Genomic DNA, 19890 nt, shown 5'->3' on the forward strand with positions numbered 1-19890 from the left:
CTTGTTAATCCAAGTTACTATTACAAACACGTGATTTTGACCGTCTTGATAGAGTAAGAGTAACTTATGAGTGAGCTAGTTAGCACAATACTACTTGTGGATGACCACCCCTTACTGCGCAAAGGGTTACAGCAGTTAATCGAGTTAGAAGATGAGCTAACGGTGATTGGCGAAGCAGCCAGTGGCAAAGAGGGCTTAGAAATCGCCATTGATAGCGACCCGGATTTGATCATCCTGGATCTGAACATGCAGGGCATGGATGGCCTGGAAACACTCAAGGCCATGCGCGCCAATGACGTCACATCGAGGATCATTATGTTAACGGTGTCAGACAACGATGAAGATGTCCTGACTGCGATCAGTTACGGCGCAGACGGTTATCTGCTCAAAGACATGGACCCGGAAGACATTCTTGAAAAAATCAAACAAGCGACGCTGGGTAAAATGGTACTCAGTGAAAAACTAACCGGTGTGCTGGCACAGGCTATTCGCAAACCCGATGTGTCTCAAAAAGCCAACATTCTGAACTCGTTAACCAGCCGGGAATTTGAAATACTCAAGCTGATTGCCAAGGGGTTGTCGAATAAACTCATTGCCAGAGAGCTGGATATTTCAGACGGGACGGTGAAAGTTCACGTCAAGCATTTGCTGAAAAAGCTGAGTCTTCGTTCGCGTGTAGAAGCCGCAGTATGGATGATTAACCAGCAAAAAGGGGCCTAACCATGACTGATCCCAAACCCACTTTTCTCTCTTTTGAAGCTGCATTAGCGGCACTCGAAGAGGATGCCCCAACCTTTGTTGGTAGCGAGACACGCCCGTTACACAGTGCAAGGCAGCGGATCCTTGCTGCAGATATTATCGCCCCGTTTGATGTGCCAGGCTATGACAACTCGGCCATGGACGGTTACGCTATTGCGTATCAGGACTTCGGCCAGTTTAGCGAATTTGAACTTATCGGTACTGCGTTGGCGGGTCACCCTTTTACCGGCACCTGGCAACCGGGCAGCTGTATTCGCATTATGACCGGCGCCCCCGTGCCAGTGGGTTTTGACACCATCGTCATGCAGGAACAGGCTGTCGCAGAGCAAACTGAAGATAAAACACATATCCACTTCACAACTGCGCCAAAGCCCCAGCAGAATTTACGTAAACGCGGCGAGGACATTGCCGCCAATACTGCGCTCTTTGCCCAAGGGCACAGGTTAACGGCCACAGACATTGGCTTGCTCGCGTCTATCGGCGTAGGATCTGTGTCTGTGTTCCGGCCCTTAAAAGTCGCCGTTTTATCAACAGGAGACGAGCTATGTGAGCCTGGCAACGATAAACAAGCCAGTGAAATCTACGATACCAATCGCTACACCACCCGTGCCATGCTTGAGAATCTGGCTTTTGAAGTACTGGACTTTGGTATTGTCCCGGATTGCCCTGACGCACTGGCCAGGATCTTTAACCAGGCACTTGCACAGGCAGATGTGGTGGTATCTTCAGGCGGTGTGTCTGTTGGTGACGCCGATCACACCAAAACGGTACTGGATGAGCTGGGTAATATGCAGTTCTGGAAAGTCGCCATCAAACCGGGTAAACCGTTTGTGTATGGGCATTTTCACACCTGTAACCAACAAGGCCATCACAAACGCTTTTTTGGCTTACCTGGAAACCCGGTTTCAAGTGTGGTCACACTGCATCAACTGACGCTCCCGGCGCTGCGGAAGTTAGCAGGAGAACAAGTGACTCCCACACTATCGCAGCGACTGCCGCTCGCCTCTCCTATCTCCAAAAGGCCGGGGCGACTGGAGTTTATCCGAGCATCCCTTGAAAGCAGCCCGTCGGGCACCCGGGTTAAGCCCCTGCAGGGACAAGGCTCTGGTATTCTGAGCACGTTTGCTGCGAGCAGTGGGTACCTGCTCCTGGACGCTGACGGTGCCAACTGGCAAGAGAATGAGCTGGTGACTTACGTACCTTTCGACTGGGCACTGAGCTGAGTACAGTAACAATGCGCCCCCGTAAGCCCGACAGAGTAACCGCAATGCGGTTACTCATCGAGCAAGTCAAAAAAGAATTGCCGCTCTATGAGCCGGATACCTTCTTCTGTGGTACCAACACCTCCTGTGTCGGCTGCCCGAAAAAACTCATGGAATTAGTGGATACTGATTTAACCTACTGGGAGCACCAGCTCAACTGTGGTGTGATTCCCCAGTTTGATGACATCAGACGTTTCGCTAAGCTGTGTAAAAACGTTAAACGCGGTTTGGTACGCAACCGCTTAATGTAGGCTGTTAAAACTCAGTGCGTCGGCTTTACTGATGAGATACCAGGGCTCGTTGACGGCGGGTTTTAGCTGATTGAAAGACAGACGGGTTATCCAGACAGACAGGTCATTGCACTGTGCTACATCGCTGTCGTCTCTGCTCACCAATTTAACATCGATCAGCATGCCCTGCTCGCCCTGCCACACGATTTCACGCGTACTGGTGATGGTAGCCAGCCATTGATTGACAAAACTGCTGTCTGGCATAATCGTCCTGGACAGGCCAACCCGATTGGCCTTGAGGACCAATGACACTACCTGCCCGGGCTTGGTGTGGGGCGTATGAACACTGAAACAGGCCTGCCCGTTCAGCCGATATTCGGTCAGCCCAAGTGATGCGCGATGCGTCAATGTGGTCGCCTGCACAACAGATAAAAACTCACTGGCATGGTTCTCCCTCCCGTTTGAACTCCCCTGAGCAGATGCCAACAGCTGGTGTTGATACAGGTGCAGACCAGCACCAACAGGCATCGCCTGCCAGTGTTTACAACTCCCATCGTCTTGGAGCACCAATGCCTTATCGGCCAGTGCCAGTGCGTCTTCCATCTGATGACACACCATCAGTGCAGCGGCATTTGTCTGCTTCAGGAATTCCTTTATAAGCGCAATACAGGCGTGTTTCATGGTGTGATCCTGTCCGCTCAAGACTTCATCCAGTAGCAGTAGAGGCGCACCTTTGATCATTGCCAGTAACAGCGCCACCCGTTGCTGCTGACCTCCACTCAGCTGCTGAGCGCGTAAGTGCAATACACCGCTGAGGTTCAATAACTCAACCGCCCATGACACATCAAATGGGTTCTTTTGCTCAGCAGACACCAAATTCAATAAAGCTTGTATCGAGAGGTGGCCAAACAAAGTCGGGGACTGGGTCACATAAGCGATACGCCGTTGATATGCAGGTAAGTCTATTTGTTCATCTCCCTTGCTCCCGACCTGAATGGAACCCGTTGCAGGGCTCAACCCCGCCAGCGCATTGAACAGGGAGGTTTTCCCCGCCCCGCTCGGCGCCAACAAGACACCAACCTGGCCGCTGAGCAACGTGCAACTGAAACGCTGTGACACTGGTAAACTGACCTGCACGTCAATCGTGGCCGAGCCTGTGCTTCGACAATCTCGTCTGTGCTCTGATACAGACTCAGTATATTTAAACGTGTTTAGGATCGCGCTCAGCATGGCTACCCCCTGACCTGACAGCGTGAGGTATACCCCACATAGGCACTTTGCTTTTGCCACCACTGACAGGCAAACACAACGCTAAATGAAAACGCCAGCATCAGTAGCGCCAGTTGTTCTGCCGCCTGAAAATCTAAACTTTCTGCGTGGTCAAACAACGCCAAAGACAGCACCTGAGTCTCCCCTACAATGTTACCGCCAATCATGAGAATGGCACCAAACTCACCTATGGTATGGGCAAAGCTCAGCGTTGCAGCCGTATACAGAGCCGGTTTTATGGCTGGCAATATCACCTGCCTGAATTGTTGCCAGGGAGAAAACCCCAGCAGCGCAGCGGCGTTGTACAGATCTTTCGGCAATTGCTCAAAAGCACTTTGCAGTGGTCTGAACGTAAAGGGGAGGCTGTAAATCATCGACGCAAGCCAGATGCCCGAAAAACTAAACACCAGCTCTATGCCCAGGGTGTCACGTAACCACAACCCAAGCCCGTCATTAGGAGAAAACAGCACTAAGAAATAATACCCCATTACCGTTGGAGGCAGCACCAGTGGCAAGGTGACCAGGGTCTCAATAAAAGGCTTTACCACACTGCGGCTGCGCGCCAGATAATAGGCGCCTGGCACACAGATCAGCAGCAGACAAAGGGTGGTCACACTTGCCAGCTGTAGCGTCAGGATCGTTGCCTGTAAATCTGTGTCGGACATACGCTCACCGATACCCTGATGCCTTGATCAGCTGCTGCGCATCATCGCTTTGAATAAAATCAAAGAATGCCCTGGCTGCCGGGTGCTCAGCCAACAGCAACGCGTGCTGTTCAATGGGGTCATACCAATGTGCGGGAATGTCGAACCACTGCCCCTTAAATCCCGGTTTTAATAAACTTTTGGCAATCAAGCCGTACCGAGCATGGCCACTTTCGACATACTGAAACGCCTGTAACACAGAGGTGCCTTTCACCAGCCGCTTTGGCGTTGCACTGTGGCGTTGCAGGATCTGCTGTGCCGCGCGACCATACGGCGCATGCTTTGGGTTGGCAATGGCAACCGTGGCTTTTGTGGTATTCATCAGCACCTGCTCCAACCCGTGGGGCGATTTATCGAGTGAATACAACACCAGCTCACCCATGGCATAGCGGGCCCTGTCATGACCAAACCCAGCTTGCGTCAGTAACTCGACATAGTGCTTGTCGGCAGATAAAAATACATCATAGGGCGCACCATGTTGGATCTGGGTAGCCAGTGAACCAGACGATCCAACGGACACACGAATATCCATAACCTCTTTGGTTTGCAGCTCAAACAGCGTGACCAGCTTGTTCATGGTGGCACTGAAATTAGCTGCGCAGGCAAGAGTCAGGCGCGTCGGTTTGGCCTCTGTCAAAGGCACAAACAGCAGCAGTAATACAACCACGCCTATCGCTGTGTAACTGTGTCCGACGCCAGATCTGCTCACGCTAACCTCTCAACTTCAGCCCACTGCGCTGCGGCAATGGTATCTTTGTGATTCGCCTCAACCCAGCGGTTGTGTCCGCCTTCGATCACTTCTTTTTTCCAAAATGGTGCATTGGTTTTCAATAAATCCATCAGATATTGAGCGGCTTCGAATGCCGCTTCCCGGTGTACACTCGACACGCCAACCAGCACAATTTTGTCTTCTAACTGCAAAGGACCAACGCGATGAATAACCGACACGTTTTCAAGTGGCCAAAGCGCCCGAGCCTGCCGCTCCAGCTGTGATAAGTACTTGTTCGTCATTTCGGGGTAGTGCTCCAGATACAATTCATCTATCTGATGACCCTGATTTACATCCCGCACCCGGCCAACAAACATCACCACAGCACCGGAGCTGCTATTGTCGCTGATCAGTGCCTGATATTCCTGGTTCATATCAAAATCGGCTTGTTGTACACGGATCATCGCTACCCCCCGGTCACAGGCGGAAACATCGCCACTTCATCACCCTCGCCAATACGGCTGTCTGCGGCGACTAACGCCTGATTAACCGCCACCAGTACGTCTTTGTCGAGCAGCCACTTTTGCCAGCGTTTATTCTTTTGTGCCAGCTGCTGACGCAGCTCGCCGACGCTGAGCCCGGCAACATCCAGGTCGAGTTCGTCGCACTCCAGTCGTTCGCGCAGCTGGGCAAAAAACAGAATTTTATTCATGATCACTGACCTCACTTACTCGTTGATATACCCCGCGTCGACCCCCTGACTTGTGTGTCACACACAACCCGGAGATCACCATGTCCTGGTCTACCGCTTTACACATATCTATGATGGTCAGCGATGCAACGGAAGCTGCGGCCAACGCCTCCATCTCAACACCGGTTTGGCCTGCCAGTTTGCAGTAACTAAACACCCATATCTGTGATTTTTCTGTGTCCAGCTTAAACTCAACAGACACTTTACTGAGTGCCAGCGGATGACACAGCGGGATCAGATCTGAGGTTTTCTTTGCCGCCTGTATTCCGGCGATCCGGGCAACGCCCAGTACATCGCCTTTCTTTAGCAGATTTTGACTGACTAATTGCAGCGTCTCTGGCTTCATCTCAACGCAGGCTTGCGCGCTGGCTTCCCTGACTGTGACGGGTTTATCGGCGACATCCACCATCGCGGCATGACCATGCTGATCTATATGCGTTAATCCCATTAGTTGCGCTCCCTTGATGTACACGCATCCGCATCTGTTGCTTTCAGATGGGGTGCAAAATTGCAGGGACCCTGACGTGCATCCAGCTGTGAACTGAGCATTTCATCCCAGGCCAGCTCACAGGCCCGCGGGCTGCCGGGCAGCGCAACGATCAAGGTTTTGTTGGCCAGGCCCGCTGTCGCACGCGACTGCAAGGTGGAATAGCCAATCTGACGCAAGGAGCACTGACGGAATAGCTCGCCAAACCCTTCTACTTTTTTGTCAAATAACACCTCGATGGCTTCAGGTGTGACATCATCGTCGGTCAAACCCGTTCCGCCCGACACCACAATCACTTGTATGTCGGCACTGACAACCCAGTTGCTGATGGCGGCGCGGATATGATATTTGTCGGCACGAACAACCAGCCTGTCAGACACACTATGTCCTGCACTGCCAATTCGTTCCTGTAACAGATCACCCGCCGTGTCATCAATTAAAGTGCGGCGATTGCTCACCGTTAAGATGGCGATGTTCAGCGGTATAAAGTGTTCTGGTTTTACACGGCCCATACTGTCTCCTGTTGCATGATTTGTTGTGCACACGCCCACTGCTCGGGTGTATTGGTATTCATTAAGGTCAGTTCGCTATGGGGCTGCTCACCCTCTATAACGGATGCTGCGATGGCACCGAGAAAGCCCCGCACAGATAAACGCGACTGACTTAGCTGGCTGCGGCACTGCGTCAGCGCCAGCGAATAATCTGAAAGATAACAAGGTAGTACTGAGTCAGCGTAATGACAGCTATGCTGCGCCGTGCGACCTTGATTAATCAGTGCGCTAAGACAAGCACTGGACAACAGTGGCATATCGATTGGAATAACCACCGCTTCATCGCATACTTGCTGCTCAAGGCATGCATGAATACCGGCCAGTGGCCCTTTCCCGGTATAAATATCCTGCACATAACCGAGGCCATTGCGGCTGATCAGCACCTGATCGCACCCCACAGCCAACAGCAGTTGCTGTGCGTGAGATAACAAGGTGTCGCCTTGCCAGCATAATGTGGCCTTATCGGTGCCCATACGGTGCGACTGACCGCCCGCCAGAATAATACCCAGTAGCATATTACCCCCCCAACATCGCCAGATGCCTGGTCATGCCGGACTTGCCAAGGTGCAATTGATGCCCCTGCCATTTGGTCAAAACGCGATTGGACAAATAGGTTGCCAGACCTGTGGCATCGCCATCGTCAAGCCAGGGGGTTAAATCATCATTGGCATCGCCAAACAAACACAAGTGCAGTTTGCCGTCGGCTGACACCCGCAAGCGATTACAGCTGGCACAAAAATCCTGACTGTAAGGCATAATTAAGCCTACCTGACCGGCATAGTCTGGGTGACAAAACTCCACCGCTGGCCCGGCATCCGGCCCCTTGGGTTGCATTTGCCACCCGCTGTTTTCCAGTGTGGTACGGATACTTTGCCCGGACACATGCTGCGCGTTAAAATACGCGGCGTTATCAAGCGTTCGCATGAGTTCAATGAAGCGAAAAGTGACCGGTTTGTCTTTAATAAAATTAAGAAATTGCGTTAGCTGTGCACCGTTGTACTGCTTCAGTAACACCGCATTTAGCTTTACTTTTTTCAGTCCCAGCTCAAATGCCAAATCAATGCAACGCAATACCTCATCCAGGCTGTTGCTGCCCGTTATTTGAGAAAACGTGTAAGGGCTGAGGCTGTCTGCACTCAAGTTGAGCGCGGTGAGGCCCGCATCAACCAGCCTGGGCAGTTTTCGCGCCAAGCGATAGCCGTTTGAAGTGAGTGCCACAGACTCAATGCCCGGCGTGTCGTTACACAGGGCCACGATGTCAGGTAACTCTTTGCGCAAGGTTGGCTCACCACCGGTTAAACGCACTTTTTTGGTACCGACCATCGCAAATGCCCGCAGTAGCGTGTGCGTTTGCGCCAGGGTCAGCGTAGTCGGACGAGTCTCGCATTCATAGCCATCCGGCAGACAGTAATTACATTTGAAATTACAGACTTCCGTGACCGACAAACGCAAATAGGTAAACTTTCGGTTAAACGAATCTTGCAGCATGTTAGCCTTTCCAAATCGGGAGGCCTGACAATTTCTTGGCAAACCCGGTGGTAAACCACGGTATACTCACCATGCCCGTTTGGGTTTAGGTGAGTATACTTCGGCGTATGATGCCCAGAATAGTGGCTATCAGCCGGGCACACCATACAAAAGAAGGGGCAGTTGACCTACCCCAGAATGGGTAGGCGCTTAAGATCTCGCCATATTTTGTTTACTGGTCAAAACCTTAGCGAAGTGTGAAAGACTGGGTGTCATGCACCCTTTTGGTATTTGTACATCGATCAGATAAAACTGAGCAGGATCTTCGAATGCACTATTCAACGCGCACGCTAGCTCATCTGGAGTTGAAACTCTGATCCCCCTGCCCCCCCACAGCACCGCCATTTCTGCAAACGGCCACAGCCCTAAATCAGCCGCCTGACTGTCAGGGGCAAACGCGCGGATCATTTCCCAGCCCTGGTTGTTCAGCACCACAACAATGGGCGTAAAGCCATAACGACGACAATGTCCAAGCTCCATCCCCGTCATCTGAAACGCACCATCTCCGACCAACACAACAGGCCGCCGGCCAGTGGTTGCCTGAATGCCAAAACCGGCAGGCACTCCAAAACCCATCGAAGCATAGTAACCCGGTGCCACCACCGCGCTGTTTTCTACACCCTGACTGACAAACAAACAGTCGCCCACATCGCTGGCAACGGGCAGCTGTTCATAGCGTTCAAAGCAGCGGTTGAGCGTCTCGGCAATCATCATAGGGGCGATAGTCCCATCGGGTACATCCGGGCTTTGCTGTTCAACCACGTGGTGTGGGTGATGCATGTCCCAATTTTTGCACTCAGCCAGATCCGCCAACTTTGATAACACGGCGGTTAATGCGATCCCGTGATAGCTGTAGTGGCCAAGGTTGACTTCGCGGTGTTGAATAAATACGGCCTGGCGACCGGACAAGGTTTCGGCGCTTATCGCAAAATTGCTGTCAGACAGTATCGCTCCGACCATAATCACCAGATCAGACTGCTCAACAATCGCTGCAATATGAGGATCGCCGGCGTCTCCCAGGTAGGTGCCTTTAACCGGCGAGTTTTCTTGCTCAGCCGCGATGCCTTTGCCCATCAAGGTGGTGTAACAGGGAACTGCCAATTTGTTGAGCCACTGACACAATACGCCCTCCAGGTCATAGCGTTTGACCTCTACCCCCACTAGCACAACGGGTCGTTTTGCACTGCCAATGACTTGCTGTAAGTCCTGAACACATTTTTCTATCGAAGCCACTTCGGAATTTGCCTGTAACATGTTCAGCAAACCTGAGTGACCCGTATCACAAGGTACCGCTGACAGATTCCGCGGTATCTCAATCAATACCGGTTGTGATTGTTCTTTGCAGGTGCACAGTATCTGAGCGATTTGCCTGGGTGCCTGGCTGATATCGTCCAGCCGGATCTGGGCACAGGTGATCTCTTTAAAGATATGGGCCTGGCTGTCGATTGACTTAACCTGATGGTGTAACTGTAAGCCCATTTCCATTTCGCTTTGCGAAGGGACGCCAGCAACTACCACTAAGGGAGAGCGTTCGGCGTATGCCTGCGCAACAGCGTTAACACTGTTCAGTGCTCCGGCACCGTAAGTCACGGCAAGTACCCCAATGCCATCGTGCAATCGCCCGCTGGCGTCTGCTGCGAATGCCACACTGGGTTCATGACTGAGGGAGTACACAGGCAGGATTTGACTTTGTTCCATTTCACGGAAAAAAGGCAATATAAAATCTCCGGGGATCCCCCAGACTTGTTTTGCCCCAGCGCTTTTGAGCATAGTTAATAAAGTGCGAGCGAGCGTCATAATCACCTCCGATAGACATCAATTTCGGGACACCTTGCCAGAACCAAAATGATCGGATATTGATTTAGCTCAATTCAGAATTGTCTGTAAATCACACTACCCCCAATGCGCTGATAGCTCCCTTTTTTCTACCTACAGAGGAAAAATCATAGCTGTGGTGAGTCTTCACAAAGAAGTAACCACACCTCAATTCAGTGACTCTTTTAGTGCTCAATGATAATTCTGGCCGCCACCAACGGGTTGAAATAGCAGCTTTACTTCGGTCCCTCTCTCAGCCCTGGGGACAATAAACAGCTCACCGTGCAGGTGCTTGGCTCTCTCCTGCATAATGGCCATCCCATAGTGATTGAGTTTTTCCGATCCACTTGCGATGCCCACACCATCGTCGGCTACAACCAGCTGAAGTCGCTTGTCCTCAGTGACCTGTAGATCAACCCAGACATTGTTTCCCTTACTGTGATGGACGGTGTTTTGACACGCCTCACGCGCAATTTGCAGCAAATGGATCTCTTCCATTGGAGACAAAGGAATTTGTTGAATGGCAAAGTTCAGGTGGAACTGCATTTTAGATTGTTCAGATAACTGCTCTATTGTCTTCTCTAAGGCCGCTTCAAGTCCTTCACTGACCATTTTAAGACGAAATGTCGTCAGTAATTCTCGCAACTGGCGGTACGCTGAATCCAGCCCCATTTTCAGCTCGTCAATTATGGGAGGCTGTAAATCGTATTTTTGCTTTTCCTGAGCTTTGGATAATCGGGTAACCTGAATTTTTAAATAAGACAGAGCCTGTGCCAGAGAATCGTGCAGTTCACGTGCAATTACAGTACGTTCATTTAATAACGCAATACGGCGTTCCTGGTCGTGCTGTACATCCAAGTTCAATGACAAAGCCACCTGATCAGCAACCGATTGCACCAGTTGCATTTGCCAGGAGTTTGCTTCAAAGCACTTTTTCCCACGCACAACGATGACACCATAATGATTGCAACCGTAAACCAGCGGAAACCGCATTGTGGAGGGCTGTGCCAATGCGACAAATGCACCACTGCCATCACAGTTATCGCAGTTTTTCGCCCCACAGAGACCATGGCTGTCAGTTTGAGGTTTTAATTGTACATAAGGTATATCGCCACTGGCGGTCATCAAACATAACTCGATATCCTCGATCTCAATTAACTGGGCAAGCTCGTCCAGCACGTGCTGCAGATCTATTTTGTTTTCCTGGGATTCCAGTAACAGCCTTGCCGTTTTAAACAAAAAGGTCAGTGCCTGGTTGTTTACTTCAAGCTCCTGGGTTTGCTCTTTAACGCGACTTTCAAGCTGACCATACATTGACGCGATGGCACTACTGGTATGATTAAACGTGGCTGCTAACAGGGCCAGTTCATCATCGCCCTTGAGGTTCATTTGGTGAGTAAAGTTGCCTTTGCCGATGGCATAAGCTGCATGGGTTAATTCGATCAACGGTTTTTCCACCCGCAAGCTGATCAAATGCAGAATAAATGCGCCGAACAGCAAGGTAATGAACAAGGCGGCAACCTGTATTGTGCGCAGTAAACGGATTTTACTTTCTGCGTGCATTTGCACCGCCAGGACAAAGTTATCGGCGTAGGTTGCATGCATAGCCACCAGCTCATTGAACTGGGAGTGATCTTCGATGGGTAAATTCATTAACTCGGGTTTTAATGCGTTGTCCCAGTGTTCAACCAGATCAGACCACAGTCGATTTATCTCAGCATCGCTTTGCAACTTTTGAAAGATGGGGTCTCTGAGCTTTTCCTCGAGCTGCACAATCCGCTCGCTCACTTGTTCTGAGCGACCCTCTAAACCAAACATGCCCAGTTGATAGGCGTCCATCCGCAATGAACCACTCAGATTAATCGCTCTGGCGTCCAGATCTGCCAGCTCTGCTATCCAGTACGATGCAAACAAAGTACAAATCGCCAGACTAATCACGCCAATAATAGACCCCTTGATGTAAACCATCACCGAGCCTTTGAAGCGACTTTTTAGTTCATGGAACCGAATACCCACAATAATTACCCACTTATTTTCTACCAATAGACGATAACGCTTGAATGTTATCAACACCAATCATTTCGCCATAAAGCGCGACAAAATACTCTACCACTTTGTAGGTATTTCAATATTTTTCAGCACTTTATAGAACTTGAGAATTTGATCATCGTCAAGTTACTTTACGGCTATGTCACTATATTTGATGAGCAATGTAGCTGCCTGCCTAATTAATGTGTCACCTGGCAGCACACATAAATTAAGCAGGATAGGAGAGTAAAGATATGAGCCATTTCTTAAATAAAATGCGCTTTTTCAAGACCAACGAGCAAAGCTTTGCTGGCGGTCACGGTGTTACCACCGACGAAAATCGCGATTGGGAAGACGGATACCGCCGCCGCTGGCAACACGATAAAATTGTACGTTCAACGCACGGGGTAAACTGTACAGGGTCGTGCAGCTGGAAAATTTACGTTAAAGACGGCCTGGTCACCTGGGAAACACAGCAAACAGACTACCCACGTACCCGCCCTGACTTACCTAATCACGAACCAAGGGGTTGCCCGCGTGGCGCAAGCTACTCCTGGTATATCTATAGCGCCAACCGACTGAAATACCCCAAAGTCCGTCAAGCTCTGCTAAAGCTTTGGCGAGACGCGAAACAGAACTTCTCTGATCCCGTTGAAGCATGGGCCTCCATTGTTACCGACCCCGAAAAAGCGAAGAGCTATAAATCTAAGCGCGGGTTAGGCGGCTTTGTACGCGCCCAGTGGGATGAGGTGAATGAAATTATTGCCGCATCCAACGTATATACGGCAAAAACATACGGTCCGGATCGTATTATGGGATTCTCGCCCATTCCTGCAATGAGCATGGTGAGCTATGCCGCAGGCTCGCGCTATCTGTCACTCATTGGTGGTCACTGTCTCAGCTTCTATGACTGGTACTGCGATTTACCCCCCGCGTCCCCACAGATCTGGGGGGAGCAGACCGATGTACCTGAGTCCGCCGATTGGTACAACTCCAACTATATTATCGCCTGGGGCTCAAACGTCCCCCAGACGAGAACGCCCGATGCGCACTTCTTTACAGAAGTCCGATATAAAGGCACCAAAACCGTCGTCATCACTTCCGACTACTCTGAGTGTTCAAAATTATCTGACATGTGGCTGGCACCAAAACAAGGTACTGACGCGGCACTGGCTATGGCGTTCGGCCATGTCATCTTGAAAGAGTTCCACATAGATAAACCCAGTGAGTATTTCACGGATTATGTCCGTCGTTACACGGATATGCCAATGCTTGTGGTACTGGATAAAACCGACAAAGGCTACACTCAGGGGGCATTCTTAAGAGCATCAGACTTGGCTGACAATCTGGGACAGGACAATAACCCGAAATGGAAAACCATCGGGATAGATGAGGCGTCTGGTTCCATGGTCTCTCCAACAGGCGCAATCGGATACCGCTGGGGCGAAAAAGGCAAATGGAACATTGAACAACGCGATGGTAAAACCGGAGACGAAGTTAAACTGGCATTGAGCCTGAAACAACACGCAGACAAAGTTGAATCCGTACTGTTCCCGTATTTTGGTGGGCAGGCGCATGAACATGGCTATTTCCAGCACACTGAGCATGATGAAGTACAGGTTCGCAAGGTACCAGTTAAAACCATTACACTGCAAGACGGCAGTGAAGCGCAGGTCGCCACGGTATTCGATTTGATGGTTGCACATTATGGCGTCGACAATGGCCTGAACGATCCGGCCGTCGCAAAAACACTTCATGACGATGTGCCCTATACACCGGCTTGGCAAGAGAAAATCACCGGAGTTAACGCCGAGCATGTTATTCAGATAGCGCGCGAGTTTGCCGACAATGCAGACAAAACACGTGGCCGCAGCATGGTCATCGTCGGTGCTGGCCTGAACCACTGGTACAACATGGACATGAACTACCGTGGTCTTATCAACATGTTGATGCTATGTGGATGCGTCGGTCAGACCGGCGGTGGCTGGGCACACTATGTAGGACAGGAGAAGCTGCGTCCACAATGTGGCTGGTTACCTCTTGCATTCGGGCTGGACTGGCAACGTCCGCCACGTCAGATGAACGGCACCTCATTCTTCTATAACCACTCAGATCAATGGCGTTACGAAAAACTGGAAATGACGGAAGTCCTTTCGCCTTTGGCAGACAAAAGCAACTGGACTGGCTCCATTCTTGACTACAACACCCGCGCAGAACGCATGGGGTGGCTGCCGTCGGCACCACAGCTTGGAATGAACCCGTTACAACTGTGCAAAGACGCCGAAAAAGCAGGGATGTCTGCAAAAGACTACGCAGTGCAACAGCTCAAATCGGGTGATTTGAAATTTGCCTGTGAAGACCCGGACAATCCGCAAAACTTCCCGCACAACATGTTTATCTGGCGCTCAAACCTGCTTGGTTCCTCGGGCAAAGGCCATGAATACATGCTGCGTCACTTCTTGGGCACCAAACACGGCCTGCAAGGCAAAGATCTGGGCGAAAGCGGTGATAAAAAACCAGAAGACGTAGTGTGGCGTGATGAAGCACCGGAAGGCAAAGTGGACCTCTGGGTCACGCTGGATTTCCGTATGTCAACGACCTGCCTGTATTCCGACATCGTACTGCCAACGGCCACCTGGTACGAAAAAGACGATATGAATACCTCGGACATGCACCCGTTTATTCACCCCCTGTCGAAAGCGGTCGATCCGGTATGGGAGTCACGTTCAGACTGGGATATTTTCAAAGGCATTGCGAAGAAGTTTTCTGAACTGTGCGACGGACACCTGGGTGTTGAAAACGACCTGGTGACCTTGCCACTGATGCACGACACCCCAGGGGAACTTGCGCAACCTGATGGCGTGAAAATGTGGTGGAAAGGCGAGTGCGACCTCATTCCGGGCGAAACTGCGCCCAATATGATCCCGGTTGAACGGGACTACCCGAATACCTACAACCGCTTCACCTCTTTAGGTCCGTTAATGGACAAGCTGGGCAACGGCGGTAAAGGGATCAACTGGAACACCGAAAAAGAAGTCGAGTTCCTGGGTGAACTTAATTACAAACACACAGAGGAAGGTCCACACAAAGGACGCCCAAAAATTGACACTGCCATTGATGCCGCTGAAGTGATTCTAAGCCTGGCACCCGAGACCAATGGTCAGGTCGCAGTCAAAGCCTGGGAAGCACTGGGTGAGTTTACGGGCAGAGACCACACGCACCTGGCACGCCCCAAAGAAGAGGAAAAAATCCGTTTCAGGGATATTCAGGCGCAACCGCGTAAGATCATCAGCTCGCCGACCTGGTCAGGTCTTGAAGATGAGCATGTGTCTTATAACGCCGGCTACACCAACGTCCATGAGCTGATCCCCTGGCGTACCGTTACGGGCAGACAGCAGTTTTATCAGGACCACCAATGGATGCGTGATTTTGGTGAAACCATGGTGTCGTACAAGCCCCCTATTAACTTGAAAACAACGCAGCCCTTGCTGGGCAAAAAGCCCAATGGTCATAAAGAGTTAACGCTTAACTGGATCACCCCACACCAGAAATGGGGAATTCACTCAACCTACTCTGACAACCTGTTGATGCTGACACTCAGCCGTGGTGGCCCCATTGTCTGGCTCAGTGAAACCGATGCCAAAGAAGGCGGCATTAAAGACAACGACTGGATTGAAGTCTTTAACGTCAACGGTGCGATTGCCGCGCGGGCAGTCGTCTCTCAACGAGTTCCTGAAGGGATGAGTATGATGTATCACGCACAGGAACGGATTGTGAACACCCCGGGCTCCGAGGTAACAGGTACTCGTGGCGGTATCCATAACTCGGTGACCCGCGCAGTCATGAAACCCACACACATGATTGGTGGCTATGCACAACAAGCCTATGGGTTTAACTATTACGGTACTGTGGGCTGTAACCGCGATGAGTTTGTCATTGTCCGTAAAATGGACAAAGTTGATTGGTTAGATAACGAGTAGCCGAGGATAATATTATGAAAGTACGTGCACAAATAGGCATGGTCTTAAACCTGGACAAATGTATCGGCTGCCATACCTGTTCTATCACCTGTAAGAATGTCTGGACAAGCCGCGAAGGCGTTGAGTACGCCTGGTTTAACAATGTGGAAACTAAACCTGGTATTGGTTACCCCAAAGAGTGGGAAAACCAGAGCAAGTGGAACGGTGGCTGGAAACGCAACAGCAATGGCACGCTTGAGCCTCGCCAGGGTAACAAACGTCGATTACTGGCCAATATTTTTGCCAACCCGGACTTGCCCGAGATCGACGATTATTACGAACCGTTTGATTTTGACTACCAACACCTGCACAACGCGCCGGACAGCAAACACCAGCCGGTTGCGCGCCCGCGCTCACTGATCAGTGGGCAGCGTATGGAAAAGATCAACTGGGGTCCGAACTGGGAAGAAATTCTGGGTACTGAGTTTTCTGAACGTAAGAAAGACAAAAACTTCGACGACGTGGTGCAAAAAGACATTTACGGTCAGTTTGAGAAGACCTTTATGATGTACTTACCACGCCTGTGTGAACACTGTATCAACCCAGCCTGCGTAGCGAGTTGCCCATCTGGTGCAATCTACAAACGTGAAGAAGATGGCATTGTGCTGATTGATCAGGACAAGTGTCGTGGCTGGCGCATGTGTGTATCAGGGTGCCCCTACAAGAAAATCTACTACAACTGGAAAACCGGTAAATCCGAGAAGTGTATTTTCTGCTTCCCGCGTATTGAAGCTGGCCAACCTACAGTGTGCTCCGAAACCTGTGTAGGCCGGATCCGCTATCTGGGCGTGCTGCTTTACGATGCAGATAAAGTAGAAGAAGTGGCTAATACGCCCAATGAGCAAGACCTGTACCCCGCTCAACTGGGTATGTTCTTAGACCCACATGATCCAGAAGTTATTGCAGCAGCCAGAGAAGAAGGCATTCCTGACAGCTGGCTGGAAGCGGCATGCCAGTCACCGGTGTACAAAATGGCGATGGACTGGAAAGTTGCCCTGCCCCTGCACCCGGAATACAGAACCCTGCCAATGGTGTGGTACATTCCGCCCCTGTCACCTATTCAGACAGCGGTAGAAGCGGGTCATGTGGGTATGGCGGGCGTCATCCCGGACCTGAAGTCACTGAGGATCCCACTGCGCTATCTCGCCAACTTACTGACTGCGGGCGATGAAAAGCCGGTTGTGACAGCACTGGAGCGCATGATTGCTATGCGGGCATTTAAACGCGCACAACAAGTTGAAGGACAGGAAGATCTGGCAGTACTGAAACAGGTTGGCCTTACCCCTGAACAGGTTGAAGACATGTACCGCTACATGGCGATTGCCAACTACGAAGACCGCTTTGTGATTCCAACCAGCCACAAATCCTATGCAGAAAATGCGTACGACATGAAGAGTGGTTGTGGGTTCAGCTTTGGCAACGGCTGTAGTGATGGCAACAACGGAGTGAACCTGTTTGGCGGTAAAAAACAAACCGGTAAACAAATCATCCCTGTCGAGATAACGGAGTAAAGACCATGCAAGTATTAAGTGTACTATCCCATTTGCTCGACTACCCATCAGCCGAGTTTGTTGCAGCGAAAGAAGAGCTGCTGGCGATTGTCAACGAGAGCTCGATCAGCCCCGACACACGTCAGGCGCTCTGTGCTTTTATCGAAACACAATGCGCAAAAGACGTCATGGAATGGCAGGCAGAGTACGATGGCCTGTTTGAGCGCGGTCGCGCATTGGGGCTTTGGCTGTTTGAACACGTTCACGGCGAAAGCCGTGACCGTGGTCAGGCGATGATCGACTTAATTGAGCAGTACAAGCAAGCCGGTCTGGCGCTGGCGCAAAACGAACTGCCCGACTACATCCCTTTGTTTCTTGAGTTTCTGGCAACCCAGGGCGAAGACAATGCCCGGCACTGGCTGGGCGAAGTAGAGCACATATTGGCCCTGCTGCAATGTCGACTGGAAAAACGCGACAGCGAGTACGCCATTGTGTTTGTGTCGTTACTTGATATCGCACAAAGCACCATTGATCTGAGCGCACTACGCGACCAGGTCAATGGTGAAAAACGCGATGATACCAAGCAGGCCATAGACAAAGAATGGGAAGAAGAAGCCGTCACCTTTGGTGCGCCGGATGCCAGTAGTTGCCCGAGTGCAGTCAATCGCCCCAGTGAATCTCAACGCAAAGATCAACATGTTCCAGTGACCTGGACTGACTTTAACAAGCAGGCCAGTTAAGGAGTACATTATGACTTATTTAAATACATTACTATTTGGGATATACCCCTACATAGCCCTGTCGATTTTTATCATTGGCTCGGTAGTCCGATATGACCGTGAGCAGTTCACATGGAAAACAGGCTCCAGTCAGCTGCTGGAAAGCAAGCAATTAAAGCAAGGTAGCAGAGCCTTCCACATCGGTGTCATCATGGTACTACTCGGGCATTTTGTTGGTCTGCTGACACCCACTGAGATCTGGCACCTGCTGGGCATTGAAGCCAATCATAAACAGCTGATAGCAATGGGCCTGGGTGGTTTTTTTGGATTGATTTGCTTTTATGGCCTGACCATATTGCTAAAGCGCCGCTTGTTTAATCCGCGCATTCGTGCCACCAGCAGTACCATGGACATTGGAATTCTCCTGCTGCTTTATGTTCAGCTCATTCTGGGTCTGTTGTCGATCTTTGTTTCCGCAGGCCACATGGATGGTACCGAAATGCTGAAATTGATGAGCTGGGCGCAAAACATGGTGACCTTTAATGGCACCGCCGCTGCTGCAGCCATCTCTGATGTGCATTGGATCTACAAACTGCACGTATTTCTGGGCATGACACTGTTTGTTGCCTTCCCGTTCAGCCGTCTGGTCCACATTGCCAGTGTGCCACTTCAGTACCTGACCCGGAACTACCAGGTCGTGCGTAGCAAATAACCCATAAACATAAGCCCTGCCAGCCAGGGCTTTAGCTGAGGTCAATTATGATTACCGTCAACCAAACAACAATCAGCGAAGCACAGATCCTCCAGGAGATGCAATATCATCCGGCAAAAGATCACCGTGCAGCCATGATAGACGCAGCAGAAAGCCTGATCATAGGCGAGCTGTTCAATCAGCGGTTGGATGCGCTGGGGCTGCATCTGCAAACAGACGAGCAGCAGGAAAGTGAAGAACAAAAGCAAAATGCCCTTTTGAACTTACTGATTGAAGCCGAAGTGGCAATTCCCTGTGCAACAGAGCAAGAATGTGCGCACTATTACCAACAGAACCTGGCTAAGTTTTGTTCTTCCCCCTTAATTGCTGCCCGCCATATTTTAATACCGGCACCAGCAGAAGATGAGCATGCCAGAGCCAACGCGCTGGAAACCGCAGAGTCCATTCTGGAAGCACTCAACAAAGGAGAATCATTTAGTGTACTGGCCGGGCAACATTCCAGATGCGAGTCAGCCAGGCTTGGCGGTCAACTCGGACAGCTCTCAAAAGGTCAGACCGTCAGTGAATTTGAACGTCAGGTATTCAGTGCCGATGAAGGTTTGATAAACCATCCCGTGGAAAGCCGCTTTGGCTTCCACATTGTGTTTGTCGACTTTAAACAAGCGGGTAAACAGCTCCCCTATGAGGCAGTAAAATTGCGTATTAAGGACTATCTGAATAAGAAGGTGGAACGCAAAGCCATTGCCCAATACATAGAGTGCTTAATTGCAGAGGCAAAAATAGACGGGTTTGATTTTAACGTCAGCACCAGCCCGCTGGTACAATGAGTGTTTGTATTTCCGGGGGGTAGTTACCATC

Annotated in this window: 19 protein-coding genes and 1 riboswitch; of the genes, 8 read left to right on the forward strand and 11 right to left on the reverse strand. The window is 50.7% G+C overall.

The features are described 5' to 3' along the window. Positions 1–66 precede the first annotated feature (66 nt). The 3 genes from narL to MHN33_RS00535 are packed head-to-tail and all read left to right on the forward strand — an operon-like array spanning position 67 to position 2272. Positions 67–720, forward strand: coding sequence for a two-component system response regulator NarL (gene narL / locus MHN33_RS00525; RefSeq protein WP_239393211.1), 654 nt, complete (start codon positions 67–69; stop codon positions 718–720). 2 nt (positions 721–722) lie between these two features. Then, positions 723–1982 carry a gephyrin-like molybdotransferase Glp gene (gene glp / locus MHN33_RS00530; RefSeq protein ID WP_239393212.1) on the forward strand — a complete coding sequence of 420 codons (1260 nt, stop codon included), beginning with the start codon at positions 723–725 and terminating at the stop codon, positions 1980–1982. A gap of 11 nt (positions 1983–1993) precedes the next feature. Beyond that, positions 1994–2272, forward strand: a complete 279-nt coding sequence (locus MHN33_RS00535; RefSeq protein ID WP_239393213.1) for a hypothetical protein — start codon at positions 1994–1996, stop codon at positions 2270–2272. Here MHN33_RS00535 and MHN33_RS00540 read toward each other — a convergent pair. The 11 genes from MHN33_RS00540 to MHN33_RS00590 all read right to left on the reverse strand — a co-directional run bounded on the left by MHN33_RS00540 (position 2264) and on the right by MHN33_RS00590 (position 12080). Further along, the gene (locus MHN33_RS00540) at positions 2264–3481 is read right to left on the reverse strand and encodes an ATP-binding cassette domain-containing protein (RefSeq protein WP_239393214.1); all 1218 of its coding nucleotides are present in this window, start codon (positions 3479–3481) and stop codon (positions 2264–2266) included. The two genes, MHN33_RS00535 and MHN33_RS00540, sit on opposite strands and share 9 nt — an antisense overlap. Positions 3482–3483: 2 nt before the next feature. After that, positions 3484–4185, reverse strand: coding sequence for a molybdate ABC transporter permease subunit (gene modB / locus MHN33_RS00545; RefSeq protein WP_239393215.1), 702 nt, complete (start codon positions 4183–4185; stop codon positions 3484–3486). A 4-nt stretch (positions 4186–4189) separates the two neighbouring features. Further along, positions 4190–4933, reverse strand: a complete 744-nt coding sequence (gene modA / locus MHN33_RS00550) for a molybdate ABC transporter substrate-binding protein (RefSeq protein ID WP_239393216.1) — start codon at positions 4931–4933, stop codon at positions 4190–4192. Beyond that, entirely contained in the window at positions 4930–5397 is a 468-nt protein-coding gene (locus tag MHN33_RS00555) for a molybdenum cofactor biosynthesis protein MoaE (protein WP_239393217.1), read from the reverse strand. The genes modA and MHN33_RS00555 overlap by 4 nt, the downstream gene beginning before the upstream one ends. A 2-nt stretch (positions 5398–5399) precedes the next feature. Then, entirely contained in the window at positions 5400–5645 is a 246-nt protein-coding gene (gene moaD, locus MHN33_RS00560) for a molybdopterin converting factor subunit 1 (protein WP_239393218.1), read from the reverse strand. Continuing rightward, a complete protein-coding gene (gene moaC, locus MHN33_RS00565) occupies positions 5638–6132 on the reverse strand; it encodes a cyclic pyranopterin monophosphate synthase MoaC (RefSeq protein ID WP_239393219.1) in 495 nt (164 codons plus the stop codon). The genes moaD and moaC overlap by 8 nt, the downstream gene beginning before the upstream one ends. Next, positions 6132–6683 carry a molybdenum cofactor biosynthesis protein B gene (gene moaB / locus MHN33_RS00570; RefSeq protein WP_239393220.1) on the reverse strand — a complete coding sequence of 184 codons (552 nt, stop codon included), beginning with the start codon at positions 6681–6683 and terminating at the stop codon, positions 6132–6134. The genes moaC and moaB overlap by 1 nt, the downstream gene beginning before the upstream one ends. Beyond that, positions 6671–7237 (reverse strand): molybdenum cofactor guanylyltransferase, encoded by a 567-nt coding sequence (locus MHN33_RS00575; RefSeq protein WP_239393221.1) that lies wholly within the window; start codon positions 7235–7237, stop codon positions 6671–6673. The genes moaB and MHN33_RS00575 overlap by 13 nt, the downstream gene beginning before the upstream one ends. A 1-nt stretch (position 7238) precedes the next feature. Beyond that, positions 7239–8210 carry a GTP 3',8-cyclase MoaA gene (gene moaA, locus MHN33_RS00580; RefSeq protein ID WP_239393222.1) on the reverse strand — a complete coding sequence of 324 codons (972 nt, stop codon included), beginning with the start codon at positions 8208–8210 and terminating at the stop codon, positions 7239–7241. After that, positions 8198–8328: riboswitch (molybdenum cofactor riboswitch) on the reverse strand. (Overlaps the previous gene by 13 nt.) Before the next feature lie 71 nt (positions 8329–8399). Further along, entirely contained in the window at positions 8400–10046 is a 1647-nt protein-coding gene (gene ipdC, locus MHN33_RS00585; RefSeq protein ID WP_239393223.1) for an indolepyruvate/phenylpyruvate decarboxylase, read from the reverse strand. 210 nt (positions 10047–10256) lie between these two features. Further along, positions 10257–12080, reverse strand: coding sequence for a histidine kinase (locus MHN33_RS00590; RefSeq protein ID WP_239393224.1), 1824 nt, complete (start codon positions 12078–12080; stop codon positions 10257–10259). 266 nt (positions 12081–12346) lie between these two features. Between MHN33_RS00590 and MHN33_RS00595 the strand changes: the two genes are divergently transcribed. From MHN33_RS00595 to MHN33_RS00615, 5 genes are read left to right on the forward strand one after another with little or no spacing between them, the layout of a single operon-like run. Then, a complete protein-coding gene (locus MHN33_RS00595; protein ID WP_239393225.1) occupies positions 12347–16072 on the forward strand; it encodes a nitrate reductase subunit alpha in 3726 nt (1241 codons plus the stop codon). Between the two features lie 14 nt (positions 16073–16086). Beyond that, positions 16087–17622: a nitrate reductase subunit beta gene (gene narH / locus MHN33_RS00600; RefSeq protein WP_239393226.1), complete on the forward strand. Its 1536-nt coding sequence runs from the start codon at positions 16087–16089 to the stop codon at positions 17620–17622. A gap of 5 nt (positions 17623–17627) precedes the next feature. After that, on the forward strand, positions 17628–18341 hold the full coding sequence (gene narJ, locus MHN33_RS00605; protein ID WP_239393227.1) for a nitrate reductase molybdenum cofactor assembly chaperone: 714 nt from the start codon (positions 17628–17630) through the stop codon (positions 18339–18341). A gap of 10 nt (positions 18342–18351) precedes the next feature. Further along, on the forward strand, positions 18352–19032 hold the full coding sequence (gene narI, locus MHN33_RS00610) for a respiratory nitrate reductase subunit gamma (RefSeq protein ID WP_239393228.1): 681 nt from the start codon (positions 18352–18354) through the stop codon (positions 19030–19032). 47 nt (positions 19033–19079) lie between these two features. Beyond that, positions 19080–19859, forward strand: a complete 780-nt coding sequence (locus MHN33_RS00615) for a peptidylprolyl isomerase (protein WP_239393229.1) — start codon at positions 19080–19082, stop codon at positions 19857–19859. Positions 19860–19890 lie beyond the last annotated feature (31 nt).

The sequence above is a fragment of the Pseudoalteromonas sp. OOF1S-7 genome, from assembly GCF_022347765.1.
GTDB lineage: Bacteria > Pseudomonadota > Gammaproteobacteria > Enterobacterales > Alteromonadaceae > Pseudoalteromonas.